General features: G+C 63.3%; 27 protein-coding genes. 8 read left to right on the top strand and 19 right to left on the bottom strand.

The genetic code is table 11. From position 1 onward, the window contains the following. Nucleotides 1-16: 16 nt before the first annotated feature. The 6 genes from RXV95_RS08605 (at nt 17) to RXV95_RS08580 (ending at nt 7,118) form a co-directional block, all read left to right on the top strand. Nucleotides 17-1,561, top strand: a complete 1,545-nt coding sequence (locus RXV95_RS08605; RefSeq protein WP_338468535.1) for an MDR family MFS transporter — start codon at nt 17-19, stop codon at nt 1,559-1,561. Continuing rightward, nucleotides 1,561-3,012: an efflux transporter outer membrane subunit gene (locus RXV95_RS08600; RefSeq protein WP_338465644.1), complete on the top strand. Its 1,452-nt coding sequence runs from the start codon at nt 1,561-1,563 to the stop codon at nt 3,010-3,012. The genes RXV95_RS08605 and RXV95_RS08600 overlap by 1 nt, the downstream gene beginning before the upstream one ends. A gap of 90 nt (nt 3,013-3,102) precedes the next feature. After that, entirely contained in the window at nt 3,103-3,270 is a 168-nt protein-coding gene (locus tag RXV95_RS08595; RefSeq protein WP_338468629.1) for a hypothetical protein, read from the top strand. Beyond that, nucleotides 3,218-3,901, top strand: a complete 684-nt coding sequence (locus tag RXV95_RS08590) for a TetR/AcrR family transcriptional regulator (RefSeq protein ID WP_338465642.1) — start codon at nt 3,218-3,220, stop codon at nt 3,899-3,901. The genes RXV95_RS08595 and RXV95_RS08590 overlap by 53 nt, the downstream gene beginning before the upstream one ends. A 40-nt stretch (nt 3,902-3,941) precedes the next feature. After that, nucleotides 3,942-5,732 carry a cation:proton antiporter gene (locus RXV95_RS08585; protein ID WP_338465641.1) on the top strand — a complete coding sequence of 597 codons (1,791 nt, stop codon included), beginning with the start codon at nt 3,942-3,944 and terminating at the stop codon, nt 5,730-5,732. A 189-nt stretch (nt 5,733-5,921) separates the two neighbouring features. Continuing rightward, on the top strand, nt 5,922-7,118 hold the full coding sequence (locus RXV95_RS08580; RefSeq protein WP_338465640.1) for an LptF/LptG family permease: 1,197 nt from the start codon (nt 5,922-5,924) through the stop codon (nt 7,116-7,118). Between the two features lie 36 nt (nt 7,119-7,154). Here RXV95_RS08580 and RXV95_RS08575 read toward each other — a convergent pair whose 3' ends face one another. From RXV95_RS08575 to RXV95_RS08510, 14 genes are all read right to left on the bottom strand, one after another. Then, entirely contained in the window at nt 7,155-8,309 is a 1,155-nt protein-coding gene (locus RXV95_RS08575) for a glycosyltransferase (RefSeq protein ID WP_338465639.1), read from the bottom strand. 1 nt (nt 8,310) lies between these two features. Beyond that, nucleotides 8,311-8,823 (bottom strand): DUF2141 domain-containing protein, encoded by a 513-nt coding sequence (locus RXV95_RS08570; protein WP_338465638.1) that lies wholly within the window; start codon nt 8,821-8,823, stop codon nt 8,311-8,313. A gap of 8 nt (nt 8,824-8,831) precedes the next feature. Then, on the bottom strand, nt 8,832-9,773 hold the full coding sequence (locus RXV95_RS08565; protein WP_338465637.1) for a hypothetical protein: 942 nt from the start codon (nt 9,771-9,773) through the stop codon (nt 8,832-8,834). A gap of 66 nt (nt 9,774-9,839) precedes the next feature. Continuing rightward, nucleotides 9,840-11,078: a glycosyltransferase gene (locus RXV95_RS08560; protein WP_338465636.1), complete on the bottom strand. Its 1,239-nt coding sequence runs from the start codon at nt 11,076-11,078 to the stop codon at nt 9,840-9,842. Beyond that, nucleotides 11,075-11,833, bottom strand: coding sequence for a polysaccharide deacetylase family protein (locus RXV95_RS08555; RefSeq protein WP_338465635.1), 759 nt, complete (start codon nt 11,831-11,833; stop codon nt 11,075-11,077). The genes RXV95_RS08560 and RXV95_RS08555 overlap by 4 nt, the downstream gene beginning before the upstream one ends. A gap of 156 nt (nt 11,834-11,989) precedes the next feature. Next, nucleotides 11,990-12,331 (bottom strand): metalloregulator ArsR/SmtB family transcription factor, encoded by a 342-nt coding sequence (locus RXV95_RS08550; protein WP_338465634.1) that lies wholly within the window; start codon nt 12,329-12,331, stop codon nt 11,990-11,992. 171 nt (nt 12,332-12,502) lie between these two features. Next, complete coding sequence (locus tag RXV95_RS08545) at nt 12,503-13,213, bottom strand: HAD-IA family hydrolase (protein WP_338465633.1); 711 nt, start codon at nt 13,211-13,213, stop codon at nt 12,503-12,505. Next, nucleotides 13,195-13,884, bottom strand: coding sequence for an HAD-IA family hydrolase (locus RXV95_RS08540; RefSeq protein ID WP_338465632.1), 690 nt, complete (start codon nt 13,882-13,884; stop codon nt 13,195-13,197). Before RXV95_RS08540 ends, RXV95_RS08545 begins: the two co-directional genes overlap by 19 nt. Beyond that, nucleotides 13,881-14,831: a CbbX protein gene (gene cbbX, locus RXV95_RS08535; protein WP_338465631.1), complete on the bottom strand. Its 951-nt coding sequence runs from the start codon at nt 14,829-14,831 to the stop codon at nt 13,881-13,883. The genes RXV95_RS08540 and cbbX overlap by 4 nt, the downstream gene beginning before the upstream one ends. Before the next feature lie 75 nt (nt 14,832-14,906). After that, complete coding sequence (locus RXV95_RS08530; protein ID WP_338465630.1) at nt 14,907-15,326, bottom strand: ribulose bisphosphate carboxylase small subunit; 420 nt, start codon at nt 15,324-15,326, stop codon at nt 14,907-14,909. A 26-nt stretch (nt 15,327-15,352) separates the two neighbouring features. Then, nucleotides 15,353-16,810 (bottom strand): form I ribulose bisphosphate carboxylase large subunit, encoded by a 1,458-nt coding sequence (locus tag RXV95_RS08525; RefSeq protein ID WP_338465629.1) that lies wholly within the window; start codon nt 16,808-16,810, stop codon nt 15,353-15,355. A 38-nt stretch (nt 16,811-16,848) separates the two neighbouring features. Continuing rightward, nucleotides 16,849-17,928: a class II fructose-bisphosphate aldolase gene (fba, locus tag RXV95_RS08520; protein ID WP_338465628.1), complete on the bottom strand. Its 1,080-nt coding sequence runs from the start codon at nt 17,926-17,928 to the stop codon at nt 16,849-16,851. A 42-nt stretch (nt 17,929-17,970) separates the two neighbouring features. Beyond that, nucleotides 17,971-18,840, bottom strand: a complete 870-nt coding sequence (locus RXV95_RS08515; RefSeq protein WP_338465627.1) for a phosphoribulokinase — start codon at nt 18,838-18,840, stop codon at nt 17,971-17,973. Between the two features lie 14 nt (nt 18,841-18,854). Next, on the bottom strand, nt 18,855-19,895 hold the full coding sequence (locus RXV95_RS08510) for a class 1 fructose-bisphosphatase (protein ID WP_338465626.1): 1,041 nt from the start codon (nt 19,893-19,895) through the stop codon (nt 18,855-18,857). Between the two features lie 103 nt (nt 19,896-19,998). On the opposite strand from RXV95_RS08510, the gene RXV95_RS08505 reads away from it, so the two are divergent. Both RXV95_RS08505 and RXV95_RS08500 read left to right on the top strand, forming a co-directional pair. Then, nucleotides 19,999-20,958 (top strand): LysR family transcriptional regulator, encoded by a 960-nt coding sequence (locus tag RXV95_RS08505; RefSeq protein ID WP_338465624.1) that lies wholly within the window; start codon nt 19,999-20,001, stop codon nt 20,956-20,958. After that, nucleotides 20,955-21,284, top strand: coding sequence for a hypothetical protein (locus RXV95_RS08500; RefSeq protein WP_338465623.1), 330 nt, complete (start codon nt 20,955-20,957; stop codon nt 21,282-21,284). Before RXV95_RS08505 ends, RXV95_RS08500 begins: the two co-directional genes overlap by 4 nt. An 80-nt stretch (nt 21,285-21,364) precedes the next feature. Here the strand turns inward: RXV95_RS08500 and RXV95_RS08495 are convergent, their stop codons facing one another. From RXV95_RS08495 to RXV95_RS08475, 5 genes are read right to left on the bottom strand one after another with little or no spacing between them, the layout of a single operon-like run. Beyond that, nucleotides 21,365-21,811 carry a hypothetical protein gene (locus RXV95_RS08495; protein WP_338465621.1) on the bottom strand — a complete coding sequence of 149 codons (447 nt, stop codon included), beginning with the start codon at nt 21,809-21,811 and terminating at the stop codon, nt 21,365-21,367. Further along, nucleotides 21,808-22,263, bottom strand: coding sequence for a hypothetical protein (locus RXV95_RS08490; protein ID WP_338465620.1), 456 nt, complete (start codon nt 22,261-22,263; stop codon nt 21,808-21,810). The genes RXV95_RS08495 and RXV95_RS08490 overlap by 4 nt, the downstream gene beginning before the upstream one ends. Nucleotides 22,264-22,268: 5 nt before the next feature. Next, entirely contained in the window at nt 22,269-23,204 is a 936-nt protein-coding gene (locus tag RXV95_RS08485) for a CoB--CoM heterodisulfide reductase iron-sulfur subunit B family protein (RefSeq protein WP_338465619.1), read from the bottom strand. Nucleotides 23,205-23,226: 22 nt separating this feature from the next. Then, complete coding sequence (locus tag RXV95_RS08480) at nt 23,227-23,988, bottom strand: 4Fe-4S dicluster domain-containing protein (RefSeq protein WP_338465618.1); 762 nt, start codon at nt 23,986-23,988, stop codon at nt 23,227-23,229. Nucleotides 23,989-24,006: 18 nt separating this feature from the next. Continuing rightward, nucleotides 24,007-24,807, bottom strand: a complete 801-nt coding sequence (locus tag RXV95_RS08475; RefSeq protein WP_338465617.1) for a hypothetical protein — start codon at nt 24,805-24,807, stop codon at nt 24,007-24,009. Between the last annotated feature and the right edge of the window lie 22 nt (nt 24,808-24,829).

Below are 24,829 nucleotides of genomic sequence, written 5' to 3'. Positions count from 1 at the left end.
GGGTGCGCCACAGGCGGTGCACCACGAACAGAACGCATCGATATATGCGTGGCTGGCCGTCGCGGCCGGCGCGGTGGGCTCGCTCATGGCGACGCTCGACATATCGATCGTCAACGCCTCGCTCCCCACGATCCAGGGTGAAATCGGCGCGACCTCCAGCGAGGCGACCTGGATCGCCACAGCCTATCTCGTCGCCGAAATCATCATCATTCCGCTGTCCGGCTGGCTTGAGCGCGTGTTCGGCCTTCGCCGGTTCCTGCTGATCGCTTCCGTCCTGTTCACGATCTTTTCGGTCGTGTGCGGGCTATCCAGCAACCTTGGCATGATGATTTTCGGGCGGATCGGACAGGGCTTTACCGGCGGTGCCATGATCCCCACCGCGATGACCATCATCGCCACCCGCCTTCCACGGCACCAGCAGCCGATCGGAACGGCGATGTTCGGCTCTACCGTCATCCTCGGCCCGCTTCTGGGGCCGCTGATCGGCGGCTGGCTGACAGAGCACCTTTCCTGGCACTATTCGTTCTTCGTCAACGTGCCGGTCTGCCTTGTGCTGATGGCGCTTCTGCTGCTTGGCCTGCAAAAATCCGACCCTGAATGGGAAGAGCTGTTCGACGCGGACTGGATGGGCATCGCCGGTCTCACGCTGGGGCTTGGCGGGCTGACGGTCGTGCTTGAGGAAGGACATCGCGAACTCTGGTTCCAGTCCACGCTGATCTGGCAACTGACGATCGTAACGGCGATCGGTTTCGGCCTGCTTATCGCAGGGCAGATCTTCGCACGAAGGCCAGTCATCAAATTGCGCCTGCTGTTCCAGCGAGAATTCTTCGCGGTTTTCGTCATGGCGCTGGTGATCGGCGTGGTGCTCTATGGCATCTCGTTCGTCATTCCGCAGTTTCTGGCCGCACTGGCCGATTACAACGCGCTGCAGGCGGGCCAGGTGGTCTTCATTTCGGGCATCCCGGCGATGCTGATGATGCCGATCGTGCCAATCCTGATCGCGCGCGTCGACTTGCGTTATGCGGTGGCATTCGGCTTCCTGATGATGGCATTGTCATGCTGGTTCGACACCTCGCTGACAGCCGCATCCACCGGGGAGGCCTTCACCGATTCGCAGTTGGTTCGCGGCGTCGGTCAGGTCTTGAGCATGATGTTCCTCAACCAGGCCGCGATTGCCGCCGTATCGACCGAGGACGCATCGGACGCGTCGGGCCTGTTCAACGCCGCGCGGAACCTGGGCGGCTCGATCGGCCTGGCCCTCCTCGCCAGCTTGCAGGACAACCGGCTGGAGTTTCACCGCTGGCGCCTCCACTCCACGCTCCAGGCCAATTCGGACACGGTCCAGGCATGGGTGCACCAGCAGGCCGCGCAGTTCGGCGGAGGCCCGGAAGGCATTGCCGCGGCGCTTCGTTCTATCGACGGGATGGTCAGCAGGCAGGCACTGGCGATGGCCTATGCCGACGACTTCACGGTGATGGTCTATGCGATCATGCTGACCCTCCCCCTCGTTTTCCTCCTCAAGCCCCTGCCAAAGGGCGCGCACCAGGTGGCGATGCACTGATGAACCGCAAACATTCCCTTCTCCGCTCCCTCCCGATGGCGCTCGTCCTGGCCTCGCTTGCCGGATGCGCGGCCGGACCGGACTATGCCGGGCCGCCCAAGGTCGCTTCGCAAGCCGCCGCGCGCGGCAATTTCCTGCGCGCGCCGGAAGGGGCCACGGATGCGGCGCCTGCCGCACACTGGTGGACGGCGCTTGGCGACCCCGTGTTAGACAAGCTGGTGACAGACGCGCTTGCCGACGCTCCCGGTATCGCCGTCGCCAACGCGCGGATCGCGCAGGCGCGCGCCGGGCTTGCCGCGAACAAGACGGCGTATATCCCTTCGGTCGGTACGTCCGTAACGGTTCCCTATGCCAACTTGCCCGCCGACCTGCTCAATCCCGGCGCAGGCGGCCGGACCGACATCCATTCCTACAGCCTCGGCTTCGACGCGTCGTGGGAACTGAGCCTGTTCGGCGGCACGCGGCGCAAGATCGAATCCGCCCGCGACAAGGCACAGGCCGCCGAAGCGGACCTTGCCGATGCTCAGGTATCGCTATCGGCCGAAGTTGCGCGCGCCTATGTCACGCTGCGCGCCAGACAGGCCGCCGAAAGTGTCCTTGCCCGGCAACTGGAGATCGACCGCAAGCTGGTGCAACTGGCCGATCAGCGCTTCAGGCGCGGGACCGCGCCGAAACAGGTGGCGGACCAGGCGAATGCGCAGCGCGCGCAGAGCGAAGGCGATCTCGCCACCGCGCACGCCGATGTGCAGGTTCTGAAAGACCAGCTTGCCGTCCTGACCGGGCAGGCGCCCGGCGCGCTCGACGCCGTTCTGGAACAGGCCGCACCCGTTCCCCTGCCACCTGCAAAAGTCGCCGTGGGCGATCCCGCGCGGCTGATCGCCAGCAGGCCCGACATCCGCGCCGCCGAACGCAGGCTGGCCGCCGCCAATGCGGACGTTGGCGCGCAGATGGCCGAAGGATTGCCCAAGATCAGCTTCATGGGATTGCTTGGCCTTGGCGGCAGCGCGGTTGCAGACATGCTCGATCCCGGCACGCTGATGGGCATTGCCCTGCCCCGCCTGACATGGACCCTGTTCGACGGCGGACGCAACAAAGCCCAGGTCCGCGTGAAGAAGGGCGCTTATGCCGAAGCCGAAGCGAATTACCGCCAGACGGTGCTGGGCGCGCTGCAGGATGCGGAAAATTCGCTGACCCGGTTCGGCAGCCAGCGCGTGACGTTCGCCAAGGCACTGGAAAGCGAACAGCAGGCCAGCCATGCCGCGGGATTGCAACACCAGCGCGCGGCGGCCGGGACGACCAGTCTTGGCGATGCGCTGGGGTCCGACCGGCAGACCCTTCAGGCACAGCTTGGTGCGGTGCAGGCCCGCGCGGGCCTGACGACCGACTTTATCGCGGTAGCCAAAGCGCTGGGGCTTGGCTGGCGCGCGCCGCAGCCAGACGGTGCATCGTGACCACCCTGCCCATACCCATGCCATCCTTGACAAATTCAGGAATTGCGGCACTCTTCGATTCAAGACCAACAGGTCAGAAGGATTGGAGAGATGGACTGGCTGGCTGGCGCGTCGCGCTGGGTTATAGATTCGTATCGCGAAGGGCTGCAAATGGCCTGCCCCGTGCAATGCCGCGAACGCGCGCAAGATCGCATCAAGCGGCGTCGTGAGCAAATCCGCACCGCCATCCGGCGCAACAAGAAGCGCCTCGTGCACTAGGTCGCTTTTCGGGCGGCGTGGCCGCCCCAGTGCTGCCGAAGCTGAACGGCTGAGCGATCACATACTCGATACCGGCTGGGCCATGCTGCTTGAAGGCGGGTTCGAAAACTTCTCGTTCGAAAAACTCGCCCGCGCGGCGCGAACAGGAAAGCCCACAATCTATTCACGCTTCGGCGACAAGCGCGGCTTCATGAAAGCCCTGCTGGAACGCCGGAAGGCAAAACGCGCGGAAACGATCCGCGAGATCACCCGCGGCCTGCCGTTCCGCGATGCCTTGTGCCTGCAAGCCAGTTCCGTGCTGGACCTCCTCTTCTCGGACGAAGGCGTGCTTTACGAGCGCCTGATCGACTGGCTCGATGAAGAACCTGGAAATGACGGTCCGACCGCGCGCGGCGCCTCATATGCCACAGCCCTCGAAGCGATAAGGAATGTCCTTCAGGCGGGAGTGGATACGGGGGAAGCGCATTTCGACGACATAGAAGAATCGGCGTGCTTCTGGCTTGAAGCGATGATCGGCCATGCCCGGCTAGCCAAAAGCAACGGAACGCCCGGCCGGGCCGAGAACGAATGCTGGGCAAGAGTGCATACGGACAGGTTCCTGCGAGCATTCGGTGGACTGCCCACCGCATGACGGTGGCGCAGCAGAGACAATCGACTAAACCGGGCAGGCCATGACCGCCGATCACCCGACCACGCTGCTGCACGACGGCTTCTTCCTTCTGGGCACGGCTTTGGTCTTCGTGCTGCTTTTCCGCAGGCTGGGACTTGGCGCCACACTCGGTTATCTGCTCGCCGGTGCACTGGTCGGGCCGCAGGCGCTCGGCCTTGTGGGCGATCCCGAACAGAAGATCGGCATTGCCGAACTGGGCATCACGCTTCTGCTGTTCGTCGTGGGCCTTGAACTGAACCCGGCGCGCCTTTGGCGCATGAAGCGCGAGATTTTCGGGCTGGGACTGTTGCAGGTCGCTGCTTGCGGCCTGGCGATTGCCGCGGTGATCTGGCTCGCCGTCGGCTTTACACCCGAAGCCGCGCTGGCACTGGGCCTGCCACTGGCGCTTTCGTCCACGGCGCAGGTTCTGCCGATGCTGCAATCGTCAGGCCGGATGCGCACGCCGTTTGGAGAGCGCGCCTTCGCCATCCTGCTGTTCCAGGACCTGTCGATCATCCCGCTGATCACGATCATCGCGGCGATGAGCCGCAACCCGGCCGACGCGGGCGGTCCGCCGGGCTGGCTGCTGGTGCTCTACACCGTTGTCGCGATTGGCGGACTGATCGCCGCCGGGCGGTTCCTGATCCGCCCCCTGTTCCGCCTGATCGGCAACCTGGGCGAGCGGGAGATGTTCGTCGTGGCCGCACTGTTCACGGTCATGGCCTCTGCCGCCTTGATGGAGGCGCTGGGCCTTTCCACGGCGCTGGGTGCGTTCGTGGCGGGCGTGATGCTGGCGGATTCGCCCTATCGGCACGAACTGGAGGCGGACGTCGAACCGTTCCGGTCTATCCTGCTCGGCCTGTTTTTCCTTGCCGTGGGCATGATGCTGAACCTGCATGCCATTGCCGACCGCCCGCTATTCGTGCTTTCCATGGCCCTGGCGCTCGTCGCGATCAAAAGCCTTGTGATCTTTGCCATCGGGCTGATGTTCCGCATGAAGTGGCGCAGCGCCCTGGCGCTGGGCCTGCTGATGAGCCAGGGGGGCGAATTCGGCTTCGTGCTGTTCAGCCAGGCCAGCAACGCGCTGCTGATCGCACCCGAAGCGGCCAGCCTGTTCGGTGCCGTGGTAACGCTTTCGATGGCGACAACCCCGTTCCTGATGATGGCGACGGCCCGCATCCGCAATGCTCCCGCCGTCAGCGCCGGGGAACGCGAAGGCCCGACCGGTGAAGGGACCAGCGCGCTCGTCGTCGGCTACGGCCGCTTCGGGCAGACGGTGGCGCAAATGCTGCTGGCAAGCGACGTTCCGGTAACGCTGATCGATACCGACATCCAGATGATCGACACGGCCGGCCAGTTCGGCGCCAAGGTCTATTTCGGGGACGGAACCCGGCTGGACCTGTTGCGACAGGCCGGCGCGGCGGACGCGGAACTGATCATGTTCTGCATCGATCGCGACCAAGTATCGCCGGACCTGCTGGAAGCGGTGCACGAAGCCTTTCCCCGCGCGGCCATATATGTGCGCACCTTCGACCGGCGCGGTGTGATCCGGCTCAAGACCTCACCCGCCGCCGGACTGGTTCGCGAAGTGATGGAATCGGCCATTTACATGGCGCGCATCGCGCTTGAAGGACTGGGGCATTCGCTGGAAGATATAGACCGGGCCGAAGACATGTATCGCGCGCGCGATCGTGAGCGGCTGAAAAAGCAGATCGAGGCGGGCGACATTCGCGTGGCACGCGAACACATCCTGACCGATCCGGAACGGCTCCGTCCCGCTGGCGGGCCGGGTGCAACAGATGATCCGGAATAGTCCCGCCACGCGCAACATGATTGCTCCGGCGCTGGACAATCCGTTCCGATTGCGTCAGCAGGCCACATCGCTTCGTCGCGCGTCGGAAAGGGGGCACGGCTTGTGTCCGCCACTGCGCCAAACGCGGGACGGACGGGTTGCAGCGATCGTATCGAAACAACGGGAATTTGAATCGCTGCCGGGACCGTGTTGAAACGTATCGATCTCTACCTCCTGCGTCAGGAAGTGACCGGCTTTGTCGCGACGATCGGCATAGTCGTGATCCTGCTGAGCCTGGAAAACGTCCAGCGGATGTGGGATTTCGTATCGGGAACCGATGCGCCCGGATTGCTGATGGCCCGGATGATGACCGCACTGGTGCCGGAATACGTGGGCGTCGGCCTGCCGATCGCAAGTTTTCTTGCCCCGGCCCTTGCCATTCGCGGGCTTGCCAAGCGCGGCGAATGGCAAGTGCTTCCGGCCACGGGGTTGTCCCCGTGGCGCATTATGCGCGCGCCAATGCTGCTTGCGCTTGCAGCCGCGCTGCTTCAACTGGGCATCCGCTTAGAGATAGAGCCGCTCGGAGAACGGACGCTGGACGCCATCGGCCACGATATCCGCGAAGGCGATTACGGCACGCCCATCACGCTGGACAAGTTCATCCAGCTGGATGACCGCACCGCCATCTACCTTGCCCCCGGCGGCACGCGCGGCGAAACCGGCGCCGTATTCGTCAAACGCGGGGGAGACGTGTTCACCGCCCGCCGCGCCACCGCATCGCGCGACCAGACCGGCAGACTGGATGTCGATCTCTACAACGGAGAGCAACTTCTCAAGGAAGGCGGCGGCAGCCGTTCTATCCTGAGCTTCAGCGAATATCACCTTTCGGTGCAGTTGAAGGCGGTCCCACGCAAGCAGCTTTCGCCTACCGACCGGCTGGACCGTCTCGGCACCGCCCAACTGGCAAGCGAGGCGGCTGCCGGCCTGAAAACGGACAACCCTACCCATCCTGCGGCTTCGGCCATGATGGCGCGGATTTCCAGCGCGCTGTTCTGCCTGATGCTTCCCTGGCTGGCATTCGCGCTTGCCCTGCCGCCGAAGCGGGGATCAGGCGGTGCGGGCCTAGCAATCGGGATCGGCCTGATCGTGCTGTTCCTGCGCACGGCGGACATCGTGGAAACGGGTTACGGAGCCCATCCGCTGCTGGCCGCGGGCATCCACATGCTTGCGTGGCTGGCGATGACGGTGGCGCTTGTCCGCTATGGCATCACGCACGATGACGGCGCGATCGACAGGGCGCTGGGCAAGGCGGGCAAGGCCCTGCTGAAACTGCTGCCATTCGGGAAGCATCGCGTCCCGCCCGACGAAAGCGAATCACCGCAAGCCGACCTGTCGCCTGCCGCATAAGCGATGCGGCCCGCAGGCCATTTTCGTCGCGGCGGGTCAGGCGACGTCGAGCAACTTGCCGGTGACCGAGCGATAATCCTCGAAAAGTGCCGTAAAATGGTCGCGCATGGTCGCCTGTAATACGGGCACGTTGTTGCGGGGCTGGCCAAGCAGAGTGGTTATCGCCCGCGCGGCGGATAGCGCACTGGCCGAACGATAGTTGACCCCCGCACCGTCACGCGCGTGATCGGCTGCCCCGCCCCGGTCCGGCACGATCACCGGCACGCCACTGGCACGCGCCTCTGCTGCCGCCATGCAGAACGTCTCTGCCTCGCAGCCGTGGACCAGCGCATCGGTGCTGGCGAGGATCGCCGCGAAACGCTTGCGGTCGCGTTCGGGGGCAAGCACGCGAATGTGCGGATTTCCGCCGATATGGCGCAGGATCTTGTCGCGTTGTTTGCCGGCGCCGAGGATTACAAGGCCGATCGGCTGATGCTGGCTCGCGGCCGTCACGGCGTCCACGATCATCGGCCAGCGCTTTTCGGCGGAAAGGCGGCCGACCCCGATCAGCAAATGCGCGCTTTCCGGCAATTCGCACCGTTCGAGCAGCGCCCGCCGCAATTCCGGGTTGCGGTTTTCGGGCGAGAACACCCCCGCCTCCACGCCCATCGGGTGCAGCACGGTATTGGGAACGCCGCCTTCCGCCAGCCTGTCACGCAGTTCGCGGCTGGCGCACACGACCCTGTCGAATGCGCTGCCCAGCTGACGCAGATGTTCCCAGAACCCGTCGAAGCGCTTGTCGATATCCTCCCGCTTCATCAGCGGTTCCAGATAGCGATAGGCATAGGCCGAAAGCGGATCGGCGTGCATCACCAGCGCGCGCGGAACGCCGCCGTTCCACCGTTCCACCATCGCGGCGCTTCGCCACGGCGAGGACACTTCCACGAAATCCGGCTCCAGCGCATCGAGCGCGCGATGCAACGCAGGCTGATCGTCGAAATACCAGTATTTGCGGTCCAGCAGGAAGCGCGGCGCCTTGATCGTCACAACACGCGCGCGCGGTCCGTGCTCGATCACCTCGTCCCGATCCGCGGGAGCGAGGATCACGATTTCGTGCCCCAGTTCTGGGCCAAGGCGCAATTTCTGGTCGATGTAGGTCTTTACCCCTCCACCATGCGGTGTGTGGAAAGCGCAAACATCGACAATGCGCACCTTACTTGCCTCGCTTCAGCGGCGCGACGCCCAGCCCGTGGCGATAGTTCATGACGATATCGAGCCGCGTCAGTCCGTCTCCGGCCTCGATGCGCGTCTTGGCCGCCTTCGGCTTGCTCCAGCCCAGCCGCGGATTGTCGGAAAAGCCGATCCCGTCGACCGTCCAGCCAAAGCGGCGGTTCATGTCACGATCGTGCAGGACCGACACGCTGTAGGCGCCAGGGCCGGGCACGCGCGCGCACATCACGACCGGATCGCTGGAAGGCACCGGTTCCACCACGCGGCGGAAGGTCTTGCCTTCGCTGATCAGGATATTGTCGTCCTGGAGGAAATCCTTGTTGTTCGAAGGATATACCTCAAGCTTCAGGTTGCCCTTGCGGTCCTTCAGGCCGTCCACCGTCACCAGCAGCGCCGGACCGGTCTCTCCCGGCCTGCACTTGGCTTCGGCCTTTCCGAGATCGGGTGTCGAGGGGATTGTCGCCGCGGCCATCAGCGGCAGCATCGGTATCAGCATTGCGTATTTCACTTATTCCTTCCTGTCTCCGCGAGGTCGACCAGCGCAAGCGTTGTGCCGACGACCAGGTGAGTGACCAGCAAGACAAGCGCCATCATGGCAAGCAAGCTGGTGATTTCAACATCGTGGCCCATCAGGAACACTGCAAGGCCAGCGAACATGATATCCTTGTTCGGAAGGAGCGGGAGGCGCGAGATCAGCAGGCGCAAGGTCGCAAGAACCAGCCACATGCCGATCGCAACGTCGGGCAGGACAAGGTGCCACATCAGTGCCGCAAGCCCCAGCGTCGCAAGGATACGCACAGAATGCACTGTTGCGATGAACCATAGCTGACCCTGCGGAAGCGAAAACAGCCGCCGTCGGAAAAGGAAAATCGCAAATGACGTGACGAGCACGATGCCAAGCGACATGAACGCCGTCTTCATCTCTACGCCGACGATACCTGCCGATACCAGCGGCCAGGCCAGGATCAACATGATGATCGTCGCGATATTGCCCGTCAGCGCGGAAAGGATCGTCACGTCCTTGATTGCGCCGAACGGCGCGGCGGCAAGCGTCTGGCGGCTGCGCACCCAGGCATAGAACTGCGCTTCGCCCAGGTAGCCGAGCAGCAATTCGTTGCTTACCAGCTTGCGCAACAAGGCACCCATCGCCGTAAACGGGATGTGCCACAGCCGCCGGTAGATGATCCATTCGCAGAACGGGCCGGCCAGGTAATATCCGGCAAAAACGATCCAGAACCCCGGATGGCGCGGGATCATGGCCATGATCTCGCGAAAGTTCATGTCGCGGAACTGGAACGCCACGGCGACCAGCAGCGCGATGGAAACGAGCGCGCTGAAAATCCCCGCCAGTCGCGAGGACTTTACCGTTTGCGACTCCGGCAATTCCACCGGAGCGGGCTCGGGACTTTCGCCTGCGGCGAAATCGCCCTGATACATCGCTGCCATGCCTTCCTGCACTGCTGCCGCGGGCGCCGCCGCAGAATCGATTGACCTGTCCTTGCGCACGGGATCTTACGCTTCGAATTGGGAGAGGCTTTCGCCTGTCATTTTTCCGACCATATCAGCGGTCCCCGATCGATCTCCGGCCGTTTCGAAACCGGTCGATTCCGTCCCGGCCGTTTCAAACCCCGTCGCTTCAAACCCTGCCGCTGCAAACAGCGCGCGATAGCGAGGCGCAGCCTTCGCTACGGTGAACGAGGCTGCCGTGGCACGCGCTTCGTCCACCGGCAAGCGAAATGTCGCTATCCGGCCCAGCGCATCGGCAAACGCCGCTTCGTCCCCGACCGGGGCAAGAATGCCGAAACGCCCTTCCCCCAGCAGGTTTTGCATCGATACGCTGCAATCGGTGGCCGCAACGGGCAATCCGGCCGCCAGCGCCTCTATCACCACGGCCGGCACGCCTTCATAGTCGGATGACATGACCAGCGCCGTCGCCTTTTCAAGCCAGGGGGTTATGTCCGTAACGTGCCCCGCCAGCGTCAGGCGCGATGAAATGCCAAGCCGTTCCGCCAGCTTTTCAAGCTGGCCGCGCACCGGGCCTTCGCCAAGAATGGCCAGTTGCGCGTCGGCTGGCGCCCCGGTCGCGAATGCGCGAAGCAGCAAGGGAAAGTTCTTCTGCGAAGCCAGCCGGCCGACCGCGACAAACACCGGCGGCCCTGAACGCGGCGTTTTCCGGTCGATCGCGCAAAGCCGTTCGTATTGCCCGGCGGCAAGCGAGGGGTCGCGGATTATGGCGACCTCGCGCACCTCGATCCCCATCGCGTCGGCAATTTCGGCACGCATCGGTTCCGCCATGCCCACGTTGCGCTGGAACAGCCGTCCCTGCACATGCAGCCAGAAGCGATAGAACGGCCTGCCGAACGCGGGCATATCGATGCGTGCAAGATCGTTGCTGACTTTCGCGACGACCGGCGGACACTTCTTGCCGCGCAGCAACTTCATCGCAACGGCCACCACCGCATAGGTATTGCCCGAACAGAAGATAACGTCCGCTTCGTTGTCCTTCAGATAGCGCCACAGCGACCAGATCATCCACAAGGTCTCCCACTGTGCGGTGGGGATCGGATTGGGTCGCATCACTTGCGGCAAGCCATCGACCATGTCGATCATCGCGCCTTCGCGCCGACCGAGCACGATCATCGGCGCATCGCCATTTGCCAGCCATTCGCGGGCAAGGCCAAGCGCGACACGTTCCACGCCGCCCGGCTCGCCGCTGTGGATCGGGATTGCAATGCGCAGTGGCCGTTTCACGCCAGCAACTCTGCATATCGCCCGGCGCGGCGGCGGCGGACGAAGCTGGAATACGTGCGCTCTATGCTGCGCATCAGTGCGGGCACGGTCGTATCGCCCGGATGGACCGCGATACGCACGACATCCAGCGGGTGCAGCGCCTTGCGCGCCAGCGAGGCGAAGAACAGCGAGCTGGCCTGCCTTGGCTTGCTGCGGCTGGCCCAGGTGATGACCGGCCCCTTGGCCAGCACCTCCCCGCTTCCGGGCCGCCAGACCTTCATGTGGTCCTCGGCCAGCGCGAAGCCGCTCTGGTCCAGCGCCTCCATCGTGCCGGGACCATAAAGCCACGCAGGCGCGATGAAGCCCGCCGCGCTGCGCCCTATGGCGTCTTCCACGAGCGCCCGGCCATCGCGCATGCGCTGCGCGGCGACTTCGCGGCTCAGACCAAGAAACTCGCCCTCGCCCGCGGTCATGTGCTTCGCCTTGAAGCTGGCCATCCCGTCGTGTTCGGCCAGATCCTTGTGAAACCAGCCGTGGACGAACATTTCCACTCCCGCATCGGCCCATTCGCGCAATTTGCGCTGAAACGCGGGTGCATCGGCCAGCGGCGCTTCGCCCCAGTGATCGGGCACGACAAGCATGGCGAAGTTGGGACCGCCCAGCAGGGCAGACAGCTTTTCGGCCAGAATATCCACCTCCCGCTCAAAACGCGGGCCCACATCGTGGATAGAGGCAAGCAACACCTTGCCGGACGTGCCGGTGATACCTTTGGACATGGTATGAGCGTTCATCGTTCGCGGTTCAGGCCGCCCGATGCGGCTTGCCTGCCCCCATACACGCTGGAAGCCGTGCGTTCCCGAAAAATCTGGCCCGAAAAATCTGGCCCGAAAAGATAAGGCTGGATTTCAGGAAGGGCCGGATCGGGGAGGCCGTCAGGCCGCTTCGCTGTCGATCGGAACTTCGGGCTGATAGATATCGCAAAGCGTGCGCAGCACCCGCACGGTATCTTCGTCCTCTATCCGGTAATAGACGCACTGGGCATCGCGCCGGGTATTGAGCAGCCCCGCCTCCCGCAGCTTGGCAAGGTGTTGCGACGTGGCCGATTGCGCCAGGCCCACGTGATCCGCCAGATCGGAAACCGCGCATTCGCCTTCCATCAACTTGCACAGGATCAGCAGCCGCTGTTCGTTTGCAAGTTGCTTCAAAAGCCGCGATGCGCGATGCGCACTGCTGCGAAGGATTTCGATTTCAACGTCTTGGAGCATTGCGTCCATTCTTTTTTCTCGCGTCCCGCAGGGCAAAGTTTGCCGCGCATGTACGGATTTGCAACCCGAATGTCACCCTATGGAAACACACATTTCCTAAAATTTGTGCATTAGAATATTATCATATTTTCATGTGAAAAGCAAAATTGTTTTAGCGCGGGCGCCAACCGGTGGCTGCGGCTACCCCATATCTCGCGCCAGCAAGCGACCGGGAGGCATCTCGGCAAACGAATTGACCACCCGCCAGGCGGTGGTCACATTTTCCACCGGGCAATATTGGGACGGCGACAGCAGGCAATCGATCCCCGCACCGCTCGCCGCCAGCAGCCCGTTGTGCGAATCCTCGACCGCAAGACAGGAATCGGCGGGCAGGCCCAGTTCGCTTAAAACCAGGCGATAGGCTTCGGGATCGGGTTTTTTCCTCGCAACGTCCTCTCCCGTCACCACGGAATCGAACAGGCCCGCGCCGCCGAACGCGCGCTCAAGCAACCCAAATGCGTTTTCGCGGCTTGTGGTTGTCGCGATAGCCAGCCTGATGCCGTGCTTCCGCGCATGCGAAACCAGGTCGGCAATGCCCGGTCGCAACGCGATATGTCCCTTCGCCACATACTCGCGGTAGATCGCGTTCTTGGCGGCATGAATTGCCGCGACGTCAATCGCGGCCGATCGTTCACCGGCGAAATGGCGGATGCGTTCCTTGCCGCCGGTCACCTTCAGATGGTCGCGATAACACGCACGGTCCCAATGCCAGTCGAGCCCATGCGTGAGGAACGCTTCGTTGAAGGCCTTGCGGTGCCACTCCTCGGTTTCGGCCAGCGTGCCGTCAACGTCGAAAATGATCGCGCGCGGCCAGTCCATCGCGGCGGCGCCCGTCAGGCCAACTGCGTGCATGCCCGATCGAGCAGCAGCACGACATCGTCCAGATCGTCCGCAAGCACGTCGCAATGGCGCATGTCCGGGCGCTGGTCGCCATAGTCGCTTCGCACGGCGACACGCGCGATTCCGGCAGCGTGCGCGGCCTCCATGTCGGGCATTCCGTCTCCGATCATCCACGCTTCGGCGGGCTTTACGCCCAGTGCGGCGACGGCGGCCAGCAGGGGATCGGGCGCGGGTTTGCGCGGCAGCGGTCCGTCACCGCCCAGCACCAGCGACAGCCGGTGCAGGATGCCGAAGTGCCGCAGGATCGTTCGCGCCATTTCAGCAGGCTTGTTGGTCACGCAGGCGAGCGTGATGCCGCGCAGCGCGCAGGTTGCGATCAGCCCTGCCGCGCCGGGCAGAAGCTGCGTCCTTTCGGTAAGCCTCGCGCCATAGCGCGCCATCATGTCTTCCCGCGCCTCTTCCAGCGCGCGCCCATTCAGCTGAGCGCCGGCGGCATTGAACGCACTATCGACAAGGCGGCCAATGCCGTGGCCCACGCGCGAACGCACATCCTGCACGGCCAGCGGGTTAAGCCCGCGCGCACGGAGCACCGCATTCAGCGCATCGGCAAGGTCGGGCGCGGAATCGATCAGCGTTCCATCAAGGTCGAGAAGCAGGGCGCGCGGCGGCGTCAACAGTGTCATGCTCGCTTGGCCTCCCCGTCCGGCTCGCCCATCGTGAACACGCGGCTGGCGAGCAGGTCTTCCGCGCGGATCGTGGACAGGTCTTCAGCAGAAACCGGACCATCGGCGCGGCTGAACAGGCGGTTGGCCTGCCGCAACCGCGCCCGGTCAAGCGCGTTGCGGATCGACCGGGCATTGGCGAAATGCGGCTGCGCGCGGCGCAGGCCCGCATAGCGAAGCAGCACGGCGTGCGCCTCTCCGTCCAGGTGATAGTTTTGCTGCGCCAGCATGACATCCGCAATCCGCACCAGTTCATCGTCCGAATAATCGGGAAAGTCGATATGGTGCGCGATGCGAGAGCGAAAGCCCGGATTGCTGGAAAAGAACCGGTCCATCCGTTCGCCATATCCGGCCAGGATCACCACCAGATCGTCACGGTTGTTTTCCATCACCTGCAACAGGATCTCTATCGCTTCCTGCCCATAGTCACGCTCGTTCTCCGGCCGGTAGAGGTAATAGGCCTCGTCGATGAACAGCACGCCGCCCATCGCCTTTTTCAGCACTTCCTTGGTCTTGGGCGCGGTGTGGCCGATATACTGGCCGACCAGATCGTCACGCGTCACCGTTACCAGATGTCCCTTGCGGACATAGCCGAGCCGATGGAGCAGGTCCGCCATCTTCAGCGCGACGGTGGTCTTGCCGGTGCCGGGATTGCCGGTGAAGCTCATGTGCAGCGTGGGCGTTTCGGTCGCCAGTCCCATGTCGCGGCGCGCGCGATCGACCAGCAACAGCGCCACCATCTCGCGGATGCGCTGCTTTACCGGGGCAAGGCCGATCATCGTCCGGTCGATCCCGGCCAGAACGTCCTTCACGCCGCTGTCCTCGAACGCGGCGGCAAGGTCCACCGACTGCGGCGGACCGGCCTCAGCTGTGCGGATATCGTCTTCGGCTGTCATCGTATCGTCCATGACCGGTCAATCCTTTCCCGCTGGGTCGGAGCGGCGGCAAGAGGAAGAGGAACCGCCGCTCCTCCCATTCAGGAATCAGGCGTAACGCCTTCCTTCCGGCTCACGCACGGCGTAGCTTTCTATGGTGTAGCGGATAGAGCGCCCTTCCCCTTCCTGCCGCACAAGGCGGAAGCCGGGTTCTTCGGCAGGCCGGTTGACGATGAAGCTCATCCGGATCGATTCCCATCCGTGCGCGCTGTCGAACGCGATCACGCGGATGTACTTGCCGCCATGTTCCTTGCGGCATTCGTTCACTTCGAACACCAGCGCGGCGGCATCGGGATTGTCGAACATCGGGCGGCCCCACATTTCCCAATAGGAATTCCGGGGATGCGGATCGTCGGTATATTCCACCGATACCGCCCAGCCGTTGTCTATCGCGTACTGGGCCTGCGTGCGGATCTGGTCGTCCGTCAGATCGGGCAGGAAGCTGAACTGTCCTTGGGTCAGGCGCATTGTCATGTCTCCGTGTGTTCGGGCGCTTACATCGCGACTTCGGGCGTGGGCGCGAAGTCGGGCGCGTCGGTCGAGGCATAGTCGAAGGTCACGTCCTTCCATGTCTCCAGCGCGCGTTCGAGCGGGGAGCAGTTTCTCGCCGCGTCGCGCAGGATGTCCGGCCCTTCGTTCCAGATGTCGCGCCCTGCGTTGCGGGCATAGACCATCGATTCCAGCGCGACGCGGTTGGCGGTGGCGCCCGCCGCGATCCCGTCCGGATGGCCGATCGTGCCGCCGCCGAATTGCAGCACCACGTCTTCGCCCAGGTAATGGAGCAACTGGTGCATCTGGCCCGCGTGGATGCCGCCCGAAGCGACCGGCATCATCTTGTTGAGGCTGGCCCAGTCCTGATCGAAGAAGATGCCGTTTTCCAGCGCCATCGGGTTAAACTCTTCACGGAAGATGTCGTAATACCCCCTGGTCGTTGCCGGATCGCCTTCCAGCTTGCCGACCACGGTGCCGGCGTGAAGGTGATCCACGCCAGCCAGCCGCATCCACTTTGCGATCACGCGGAACGAAACGCCGTGGCTGCGCTGGCGTGTATAAGTGGAATGGCCCGCGCGGTGGAGGTGCAGGATCATGTCGTTGGCCCGCGCCCACTTCGCCATCGACTGGATCGCGGTATATCCGATCACCAGATCGATCATCACGACGACCGAGCCGAGGCTTTTGGCGAACTCCGCGCGTTCGTACATGTCTTCCATCGTCGCGGCGGTGATGTTCAGGTACGTGCCCTTCACTTCGCCGGTCGCCGCGCTGGCGCGATTGACGGCCTCCATGCAGTAGAGGAACCGGTCGCGCCAGTGCATGAAGGGCTGGCTGTTGATGTTCTCGTCATCCTTGGTGAAGTCCAGCCCGCCCCTCAGCGCTTCATAGACAACACGGCCATAGTTGCGGCCCGAGAGGCCCAGCTTGGGCTTGACCGTCGCGCCCAGCAGCGGGCGGCCATAGCAATTGAGCCGCTCACGCTCGACAACGATGCCGGTGGCCGGACCCTGAAAGGTTTTCACATAGGCGACCGGCAGGCGCATATCCTCAAGCCGCAGCGCCTTCAGCGGTTTGAAGCCGAAAACGTTGCCGATGATCGACGCGGTAAGGTTGGCGATCGAACCCGGTTCGAACAGGTCGAGATCATAGGCGATATAGGCAAAGAACTCGCCCGGCGCGTTGGGCACCGGATCGACGCGATAGGCCTTGGCGCGATACTTTTCGCAAGCGGTCAGCCGGTCGGTCCACACCACGGTCCACGTCGCGGTAGAGCTTTCGCCCGCAACCGCCGCCGCGGCCTCGATCTCGTCCACGCCATCCTGCGGCGTGATACGGAACAGCGCGATGATATCGGTGTCTTTCGGATCGTAATCGGGCTGCCAATAGCCCATCTGGGCATACTTCATGACACCCGCCGCATAGCGGGCCTTGCCGGTGATCTGCGTTTCAGCGTTCATTGTTTCGTCCTTTCCTTCGGACAGGTCGGTTCGTTCGATCAGGCTGCGTCGGATCGCGCGGTTGCGGGGGCGAGCACGCCCGCTGCATAGCGGCGGGCCATCTCGGCCATGGGAACGGGCTTGATGCGCGAGGCATTGCCGGCCGCGCCGAATGCCTCGAAACGGTTGCGACAAAGCTCGCGCATCGCGTCCATCGCGGGTTTCAGGAACTTGCGGGGGTCGAATTCCGCAGGGTTTTCCATCGCCACGCGGCGGAACTGGCCGGACATCGCCATGCGGCAATCGGTATCGATATTGACCTTGCGCACCCCGTGGCGGATGCCGCGCACGATCTCTTCCACGGGAACGCCGAAGGTCTGCGGCATTTCCCCGCCATAGCGGTTGATGATGTCCTGCAATTCCTGCGGAACGGAGGACGAACCGTGCATCACCAGGTGGACGCCGGGCAGCTTGCGGTTGATCTGTTCGATCACCCCCATCGCCAAAATATCGCCATCGGGCTTGCGGCTGAACTTGTAGGCGCCGTGCGATGTGCCGCAGGCAATCGCCAGCGCATCGACGCCGGTTCGCAGCACGAAGTCCACCGCCTGGTCGGGATCGGTCAGCAACTGGTCGTGGCTCAGCACGCCTTCGGCGCCGTGGCCGTCCTCCGCCTCGCCCTGCCCGGTTTCCAGCGAGCCGAGAACGCCCAGCTCGCCTTCCACCGAGGCGCCCACGGCGTGCGCCATTGCGGCGACACGGGCCGTGATGCCCACGTTGTAATCATAACTGGCGGGCGTCTTCGCGTCGGCTTCCAGCGAGCCGTCCATCATCACCGAGGTAAAGCCGCCACGGATCGCGGAAAGGCACGTCGCTTCGCTGTTTCCGTGGTCCTGATGCATGCACACTGGCGTGTCCGGATACATTTCGACCAGGGCATCGACCATCCTGGTCAACATCAGGTCGCCCGCATAGGATCGCGCGCCGCGAGAGGCTTGCAGGATCACCGGCGCGTCGCATTCCTGCGCCGCATCCATGATCGCAAGCGCCTGTTCCATGTTGTTGATGTTGAAGGCGGGCACGCCGTAACCACGCTCTGCGGCGTGATCGAGCATTTGCCTCAGGGTAATTCGGGCCATCGTCCTCTCCCTCGATTGCGGGGCGGGTAAACCGGGCGCCTCTCAGCTCGCCCGGATCTTTCGTTCGATCAGCTTGTGGATCAGCGGCGTGAAGATGAGCTGCATGGCAAGGTCGAGCTTGTCTCCAGGGCAAACGATGGAGTTCGCCCGGCTCATGTAGCTGTTGTGGATCATCGACAGCAGGTACGGAAAATCGATGCCGCGCGGGTTCGAAAAGCGGATCACCAGGATCGATTCCGCCGGCGTCGGTATCCAGCGCGCGATGAACGGGTTCGACGTGTCGACAATCGGCACGCGCTGGAAGTTGATGTCCGTCTGCGAAAACTGCGGACAGATGTAGTGCACGTAATCGGGCATCCGCCGCAGGATTGTGTCCGTCACCGCTTCGGTGGAATAGCCGCGCGTCGCCCGGTCGCGGTGGATTTTCTGGATCCATTCCAGGTTGATCACCGGCACTACGCCGATCTTGAGGTCGCAATGCTGCGCGACATTCACCTTGTCGGTTACCGCGCAACCGTGCAGCCCTTCGTAGAACAGCAGGTCCGTCTCGCCAAAATCCTTCCACGGCGTGAAGGTGCCCGGCTCCTGGCCGTGAAACGCGCGTTCGGCCTCGTCGTGGATATAGTGCCGCGTGCGACCGGTGCCCTGGCACCCGTATTCCTCGAAGATCCCTTCCAGCGTCTCCAACTCGTTGGCGTCGGCATGGAAGTGGGTGAACTCGTTGCCCTTGGCCTTCTCCTCGGCCACCTTGGCTTTCATGCCCGTGCGGTCATAGCGGTGGAAGGCATCGCCCTCGATAAAGGCGGCTTTCACCTTTTCCCGCGCGAAGATCTTGGTGAAGGTGTCCTTCACGGTGGTCGTGCCCGCGCCGGACGAACCGGTGATCGACACGATGGGGTGCTTCTGCGACATCGCCCGCGCCCCCTTCAGACCCGGAACAGCCCGCGCAGGCCGAAAAGCGGCGCGCGTTCGGGAATGTCCGACGGATGAGCGTGATAGCGGCCGATGCGCGCCACTTCGTCGGCCGAACCGAAGATCAGCGGCGTGCGTTCGTGCAGTTCGGACGGCTGCAGGTCCATGATCTTGCGCTGGCCGTCGGTCGCCATGCCGCCCGCGTTTTCCACCAGCATGGCAATCGGATTGGCTTCGTAAACCAGCCGCAGCCGCCCCTTGGCATAGCCGGGGCGCTTGTCGCCGGGATAGAGGAACACCCCGCCGCGCATGATGATGCGATAGCAATCGGCCACCAGCGACGCGATCCAGCGCATGTTGTAATCCTTTTCGCGCGGGCCGTCCGAACCTTGAAGGCAATCGTCGATGTAGAGCCGGATCGGCTCGTCCCAGTGGCGATAGTTGGAAGCGTTGATCGCGAACTCGCCCGCCTTGCGCGCAATCTGGCGTTCGGCATGAGCACGCACGAACGCGTCGTGGCGCGCGGAGTGAATGTATATCTCGGTCTTTTCGCCCCAGGTCAGCACCAGCGCGAGTTGCGGGCCATAGATGAAGAACCCGGCCGCCAGTTGGGCCGAACCCGGCTGAAGGAAGGTTGCCATCGGATCTTCGGAGGGATTGCCGGCAACAGGCAGGATGGAAAAGATCGTGCCGATGGAGACGTTGGTGTCGATGTTGGATGACCCGTCCAGCGGATCGATCGCCACGGCAAGCTGCGCGCGGCGATCGAGTTGCACCGGACGGTCGAGTTCTTCAGTGGCATAAAGCGCGACGGGCGCCTTGTGCATCGCGGCCATGAACAGTTCGTCCGCCCGCACATCGAGTTCGTGCTGGATGTCGCCCCCGCTGTTGCGGCTCGATCGCGGTCCGGCAAACGCGCTGCCCAGCGCGCCGTCGGTAATGACGCCGCGAACCGTGATCGCCGCCTGGGCCAGCTTTGAAATGATGGCGGCGATATCCGCGTGGCAGGAACCGCCTTCGGCAAGCCGCCCCAACGCTTCATCCAGTGTTGTCACATTGCCTCTCCCTCTTCTCCTCGGGAGAGACATTCCAGCACTTGCTAAGATATGCCAAGTTTAATTGATTGACGGTATGAATAAGGTTTTCTAATCTTAGCGGATGCTGAACCTCACCCTTCGACAGATGCAGGCCCTGCGCGTTGTCGCGCAAGTGGGCCGCATCAACGAAGCGGCGGAAAAGCTGGGGCTTACGCCACCTGCCGTCACCCTGCAGGTAAAGCAGGCGGAGGCGGAAATCGGCGCAGAACTGTTCGAGCGGACACGCGGAGGACTGGTGCCGACGGAAATCGGCCTTGTCGCGATTGCCGCCGCGCACGACGTTCACGAACGGATGCGCGCGCTGGATGACGAGATCGGCGCACTCGTCGCGGGAAGGCTCGGCAGGGTGCGGCTGGGCGCGGTTTCGACCGCCAAGTATTTCGTGCCCAGCATGATCGCCGGTTTCCAGGCCGCCCATCCGGGAATCGAGGTGACGCTGCTTGTGGGCAACCGGTCGGAAACGATCGACAGGATTCGCCAGCGTGAGCTCGACCTTGTGATCATGGGACGTCCGCCGCGCGGTCAGCCGTTCGAGGCATCGGTAATCGGCGATCATCCCTTCGTGGTCATCGCCCCGCCGGACCATCCGCTTGTCGGGCAACACCGCATCCGCAAGGAGCGCCTGGCGCAGGAAACCTTCCTGCTGCGCGAACGCGGATCGGGCACGCGCAGTTCGCTTGAACTGTTCTTTTCGGACATCCCGGAAAAGACCGAAAATCCGGGGCTCGAGATGGGATCGAACGAATCGATCAAGCAGGCTGTGATGGCCGGACTGGGCATCGCGATGATTTCCGCGCACACGATTGCGCTGGAAGTGGAGTCCGGCCGGCTTTCGGTTCTGGACGTGGCCGGAATGCCCATTGTCCGCCAGTGGTTCTGCATCGCCCCGGCGGGGCGGCCACTTGCCCCGGCCACACGGGCCATGAAGGATTTTCTTGTCGAAACGGGACCGGCGATGCTGCCGCACGTTCCGTTCGACGGCAGCGCCGAAGACCTTGAAACACTGGCAGGAACCCGATGACTACGCTTGACCAGCACATCGCCGCCGAAGCGGAACAGACCGAAAGCTATTTCCGCGCCGCCCTCGCCCGCGAGGATGCCCTGCGCCTTGCGAAGTTACGCGAACTGGCACGCGAAGCGGACAGTTACGATGCCTTTGCCAAACAGGCGCCGTTCGTGGGCTGGACGCCGGGCGACCTCCGAAGCAAGGAACTGGCCGAACCGCTTGCCCCGTTGCTGGATGCGCTATGGGCCGAAAAGGACGGCGACATCGACGACGAGCGCCTGCTCGACGCCTGGCACGCGTTCAATGCAGAGCGGATGCGCATCCTGATTCACTGCCTGTAGGCCTTGACCACAGGCAGACACGGGAAAAGGGGCGGCAGTTTCCTGCACGCCCCCTTCCCTGTGTTTCGATATTCGCCCGGTCAGGCGGCTTCGCAGCCCGCGAAACCGTCAGCATCCATCTTGGCCTCATAGGGCGCAGCGACTTCGCTACCCGGCGTCAGCGTGGGCTTGACGCTCGCCCAGTCCTCGGGATCGAGAATGACCAGCCAGCCCGCGCCATATGGATCGTCGTTCGCCGTATTGGGCTTGGAAACCATCGCTTCGTTGACCTCGACGATGGTGCCCGCCGCCGCCGACTTCGCCGGACCGACCCACTTGCCGGATTCGATCGTGGCAACCGACTTTCCGGCCGAGACCGACCGGCCGACCTTCTTGGGCGTAAAGGCCACGATTTCGCCGGCCAGGGCCGTTGCGACCGTGGTCATGCCAAGCTTGACCTTGCCATCGCCGGTTTCCTGGAACCAGGTGTGGTTGTCGACGTCGTAAAGCAGATCGTCGGGCAGGTTGCATCCGCGCACTTGGGTCATTTCGTTTCCTCACCTTCCAGCAACTGGGCCGTATCCGCGCTGCGCACCGGCCGCGAGGAACAGCAGAACTCACCTATCGCCGCATTCTGCATCTTGCCGGCGATGAAATAGAGCAGGTGCTGGGCCACCCGCCGCATAGTCGAAAGATTGCTCCGCCAGCCTTCGGGATCAAGCTCTGTTTCAGCAAGGTTGAAACGATAGCACAATTCCCGGCAGGTTTCGCGGCAGGCATTGAAGCTGGGATCGCCCTGCGCCGCCTGGCGGTGCATGGCAAGGATGCGGAATCCTTCCTTCGTATCGAACGTCGGTTCCTTGCCGTTGGCCGTCAGCCAGTGTTCCATCACTTCTTCGCCGGCGGCCAGCAATTGCCGCGGCGCGGCAGAGCCAAGCGTGGCCGCTTCGGCAAGCGACCAGTCTTCCATCCAGCGTTCGATTTCCCCAAGCGAGCGCATGACGATCAGGCGATCTGCCGGGCGCGCAGCGCCGCCTTGCCGTCGGACACGTTCTGGTTCAGCCCTACCTTGTTGGGCGAAAGCCCCAGCGCGATGCCCAGAAGCTGCGTGAAATAGATGATCTTCACGTTGCTCTTGATGCCAAATTTCTTCTCGGCCCGGATCTGGTGCATCTCAAGCCCGGAATGGCAGGTGGGGCATTCGGTCGCGATCACTTCCGCGCCCGCTTCCTCTGCCGCCTGGATGATATTGGTCACCAGCTTGGTAGAGGTATCGGCGTCCGAAAGCGTGTGCGCGCCGCCGCAGCACGCGGTTTTCAGCGCGAAGTCCACGTTATCGGCACCGGCCGCTTCCAGCAGGTCATCCATGAAGTGCGGCTTGCTTGTCGATTCCGACCCTTCGCCCTGGTCCTTCTCGGGGAAAATGTGGCGCGGACGGGTGTACATGCAGCCATAGTAGTTCGCGACCTTCAGGCCCTTCAGCGAGTTCTTGATTCGCTTGTTAAGCTCTTCCTCGCCGATGGCATCCTTGATCCAGTCAAGCGCGTGGATCGTTTCGATCTGCCCCGCCTGATAGGTTTCGTGCCCCGCCTTCGACGACAGGCGCTCTACCACCTCACGCGACTTTTCGTCATTCGCCAGGTCGTATTCCGCCTTTTTCAGGTTGTGATAACAGCCGTTGCATGGCGCCATCACGGTGTCGTGCTTCATCTCGTTGGCCGCGATGCTCATCACGCGGCTGGAAAGATAGGTCTGGATCTTGGGGTCGATGTTCTTGACCTCCATCGCCCCGCAGCAGTTCCAGTTGTCGACTTCCTCAAGCTCGAGGCCCAGCGCCTTGCCCAGCGCCTTGGTCGACTTGTTGTAGGCGTGGCCCGTCCCTTCCAGCGCGCAGCCGGGGTAGTAGGCGACCTTCTTGTATGCGTCTTTCTTGGTGCTCATCTCTCGGTCCTACTCGGCGGGTCTAGTCGGCGGCGTGGAACATGGCGTCGCGGTGAGCGCCCTTCACCGCCGCGGCGTGCTTCTCTTCCTGCTCGCGCGCGTATTCCTCGATAGCGTCGCGGGCCGGGCCCCAGTTCTTGGTGCGCGGGTGGATGACCGTGGCCATGCCCATCTTCATCAGCCAGCTTACCGGCAGGCCGCGAAGCATCTTCTTCACCATGTCCACCAGCCAGTCCTGCATCAGCGGCTGGCCGGTGCGCTTGAAGAAGCCCATCATCACGCGGCCGTCCTCGATCTTGCCGGTCTTGAAGACCTGGCTGGAGAACTCCTCGTCGAACTCGCTCGACGGTGACCGTTCGGTATAGCCCTTAAGTTCGAGCCAGTGCGCGGTGGCCTTCATCACGCCTTCGGGCACAACGTCGCGCGGGCAGGCATAAGTGCATTTGTTGCAGGAAACGCACTGCCAGATGATGTCCTTGTCGCGGACCAGCTCGCTCTCGTACCCCATGCGGATCAGGTAGATCCAGTGGCGCGGGTTGAAATCCGGGTTCAGGCCGTTGACCGTGCACGAATTGGTGCACGATCCGCACTGCCAGCAACGGTGGATGTTCTCGCCGCCGGGAAGCGCGGCGATCTCTTCCTGCATTTCCTCGTTGTAATCCGGAACGACGCGCGTCTTGATGAACGTGCTCCAGTCGCCCGACACGTCGACCCCGTCGATCACGAGGTTCTCGTGCGTCGAAAGGTTCTCCGGCCGGATCAGGTTCTTTTCATGAATGGGCATGGCCTGACGTGCTCTCCCCTATAGTCCCGGCAATGCCGCGCGGGCGGCCTCGGCCAACGCCGGATCCGGATGTTTTATGCGAACGCCGTCAAGGCCCAACAGCCGCCTGAGATAGGCGTTGCTGTCCTCGGCGGCGGAAAAATCGGCGCGCAGGTAACTTCCGCCCTGCGCCGCGATGTATTCGGCGTAGACCTGGGCAAGGACCAGATCGACGTAATAAAGCGTGTCGCGGAACACGCCGTTGTCGGCGAGGAACTGCGAAAGCTCCTCACGCAGCATGACGTGCATCGCATAGCCGTCGCCAACTTCGATCGTCGCGCGGTCAACGTCGCCGTGCCAGATCTCGCGCAATACGCCGGTGTTGGCCTTCACATCCCACACCCAGCGGCACATCAGCGGATAGCGTTCGGGATCGAGCGCGTGGAGCACTTCGCCCGCAAGATCGCGTACCCAGCGGTGCGCGCGGTCTGTGGGGAACGTCACGCAGAATTCGGCGATGCGGCGGTCGACCGTGGCCGGATCGTGCTGCCCTTTGACAAGGCGCATGACGGCCGCGCGCAATTCCTCGAACTTCTCGCCTTCAAGATAGGAACCTATCCTGCGGCGCACCGTGGGCATCAGCCCGGCAAGCACGGCGAACTGCTCCGCATCCGGACCGTCCGGTCCGGCCTCGTCCAACATCTTGCGGAAAGCCTCGCCCTTCAGGCGCAAGGCCTTGACATAGCCTTCCACGCCGCCGGTCTGTTCGCATCCCGCCGCAAGACGCTCTATCGCGGCCGTCAGGGCCGGGCCGGACAATTCCAGCACCGGCCTTGGCATTTCCGGTTCGCGTTTCTGGGCG

Origin of the sequence: Novosphingobium sp. ZN18A2, from assembly GCF_036784765.1 — a bacterium.
In the GTDB taxonomy this organism is placed as follows: Bacteria; Pseudomonadota; Alphaproteobacteria; order Sphingomonadales; family Sphingomonadaceae; genus Novosphingobium.
The sequence above is the reverse complement of the archived record's forward strand: the minus strand, read 5'-3'. Positions and strand labels throughout refer to the sequence as shown.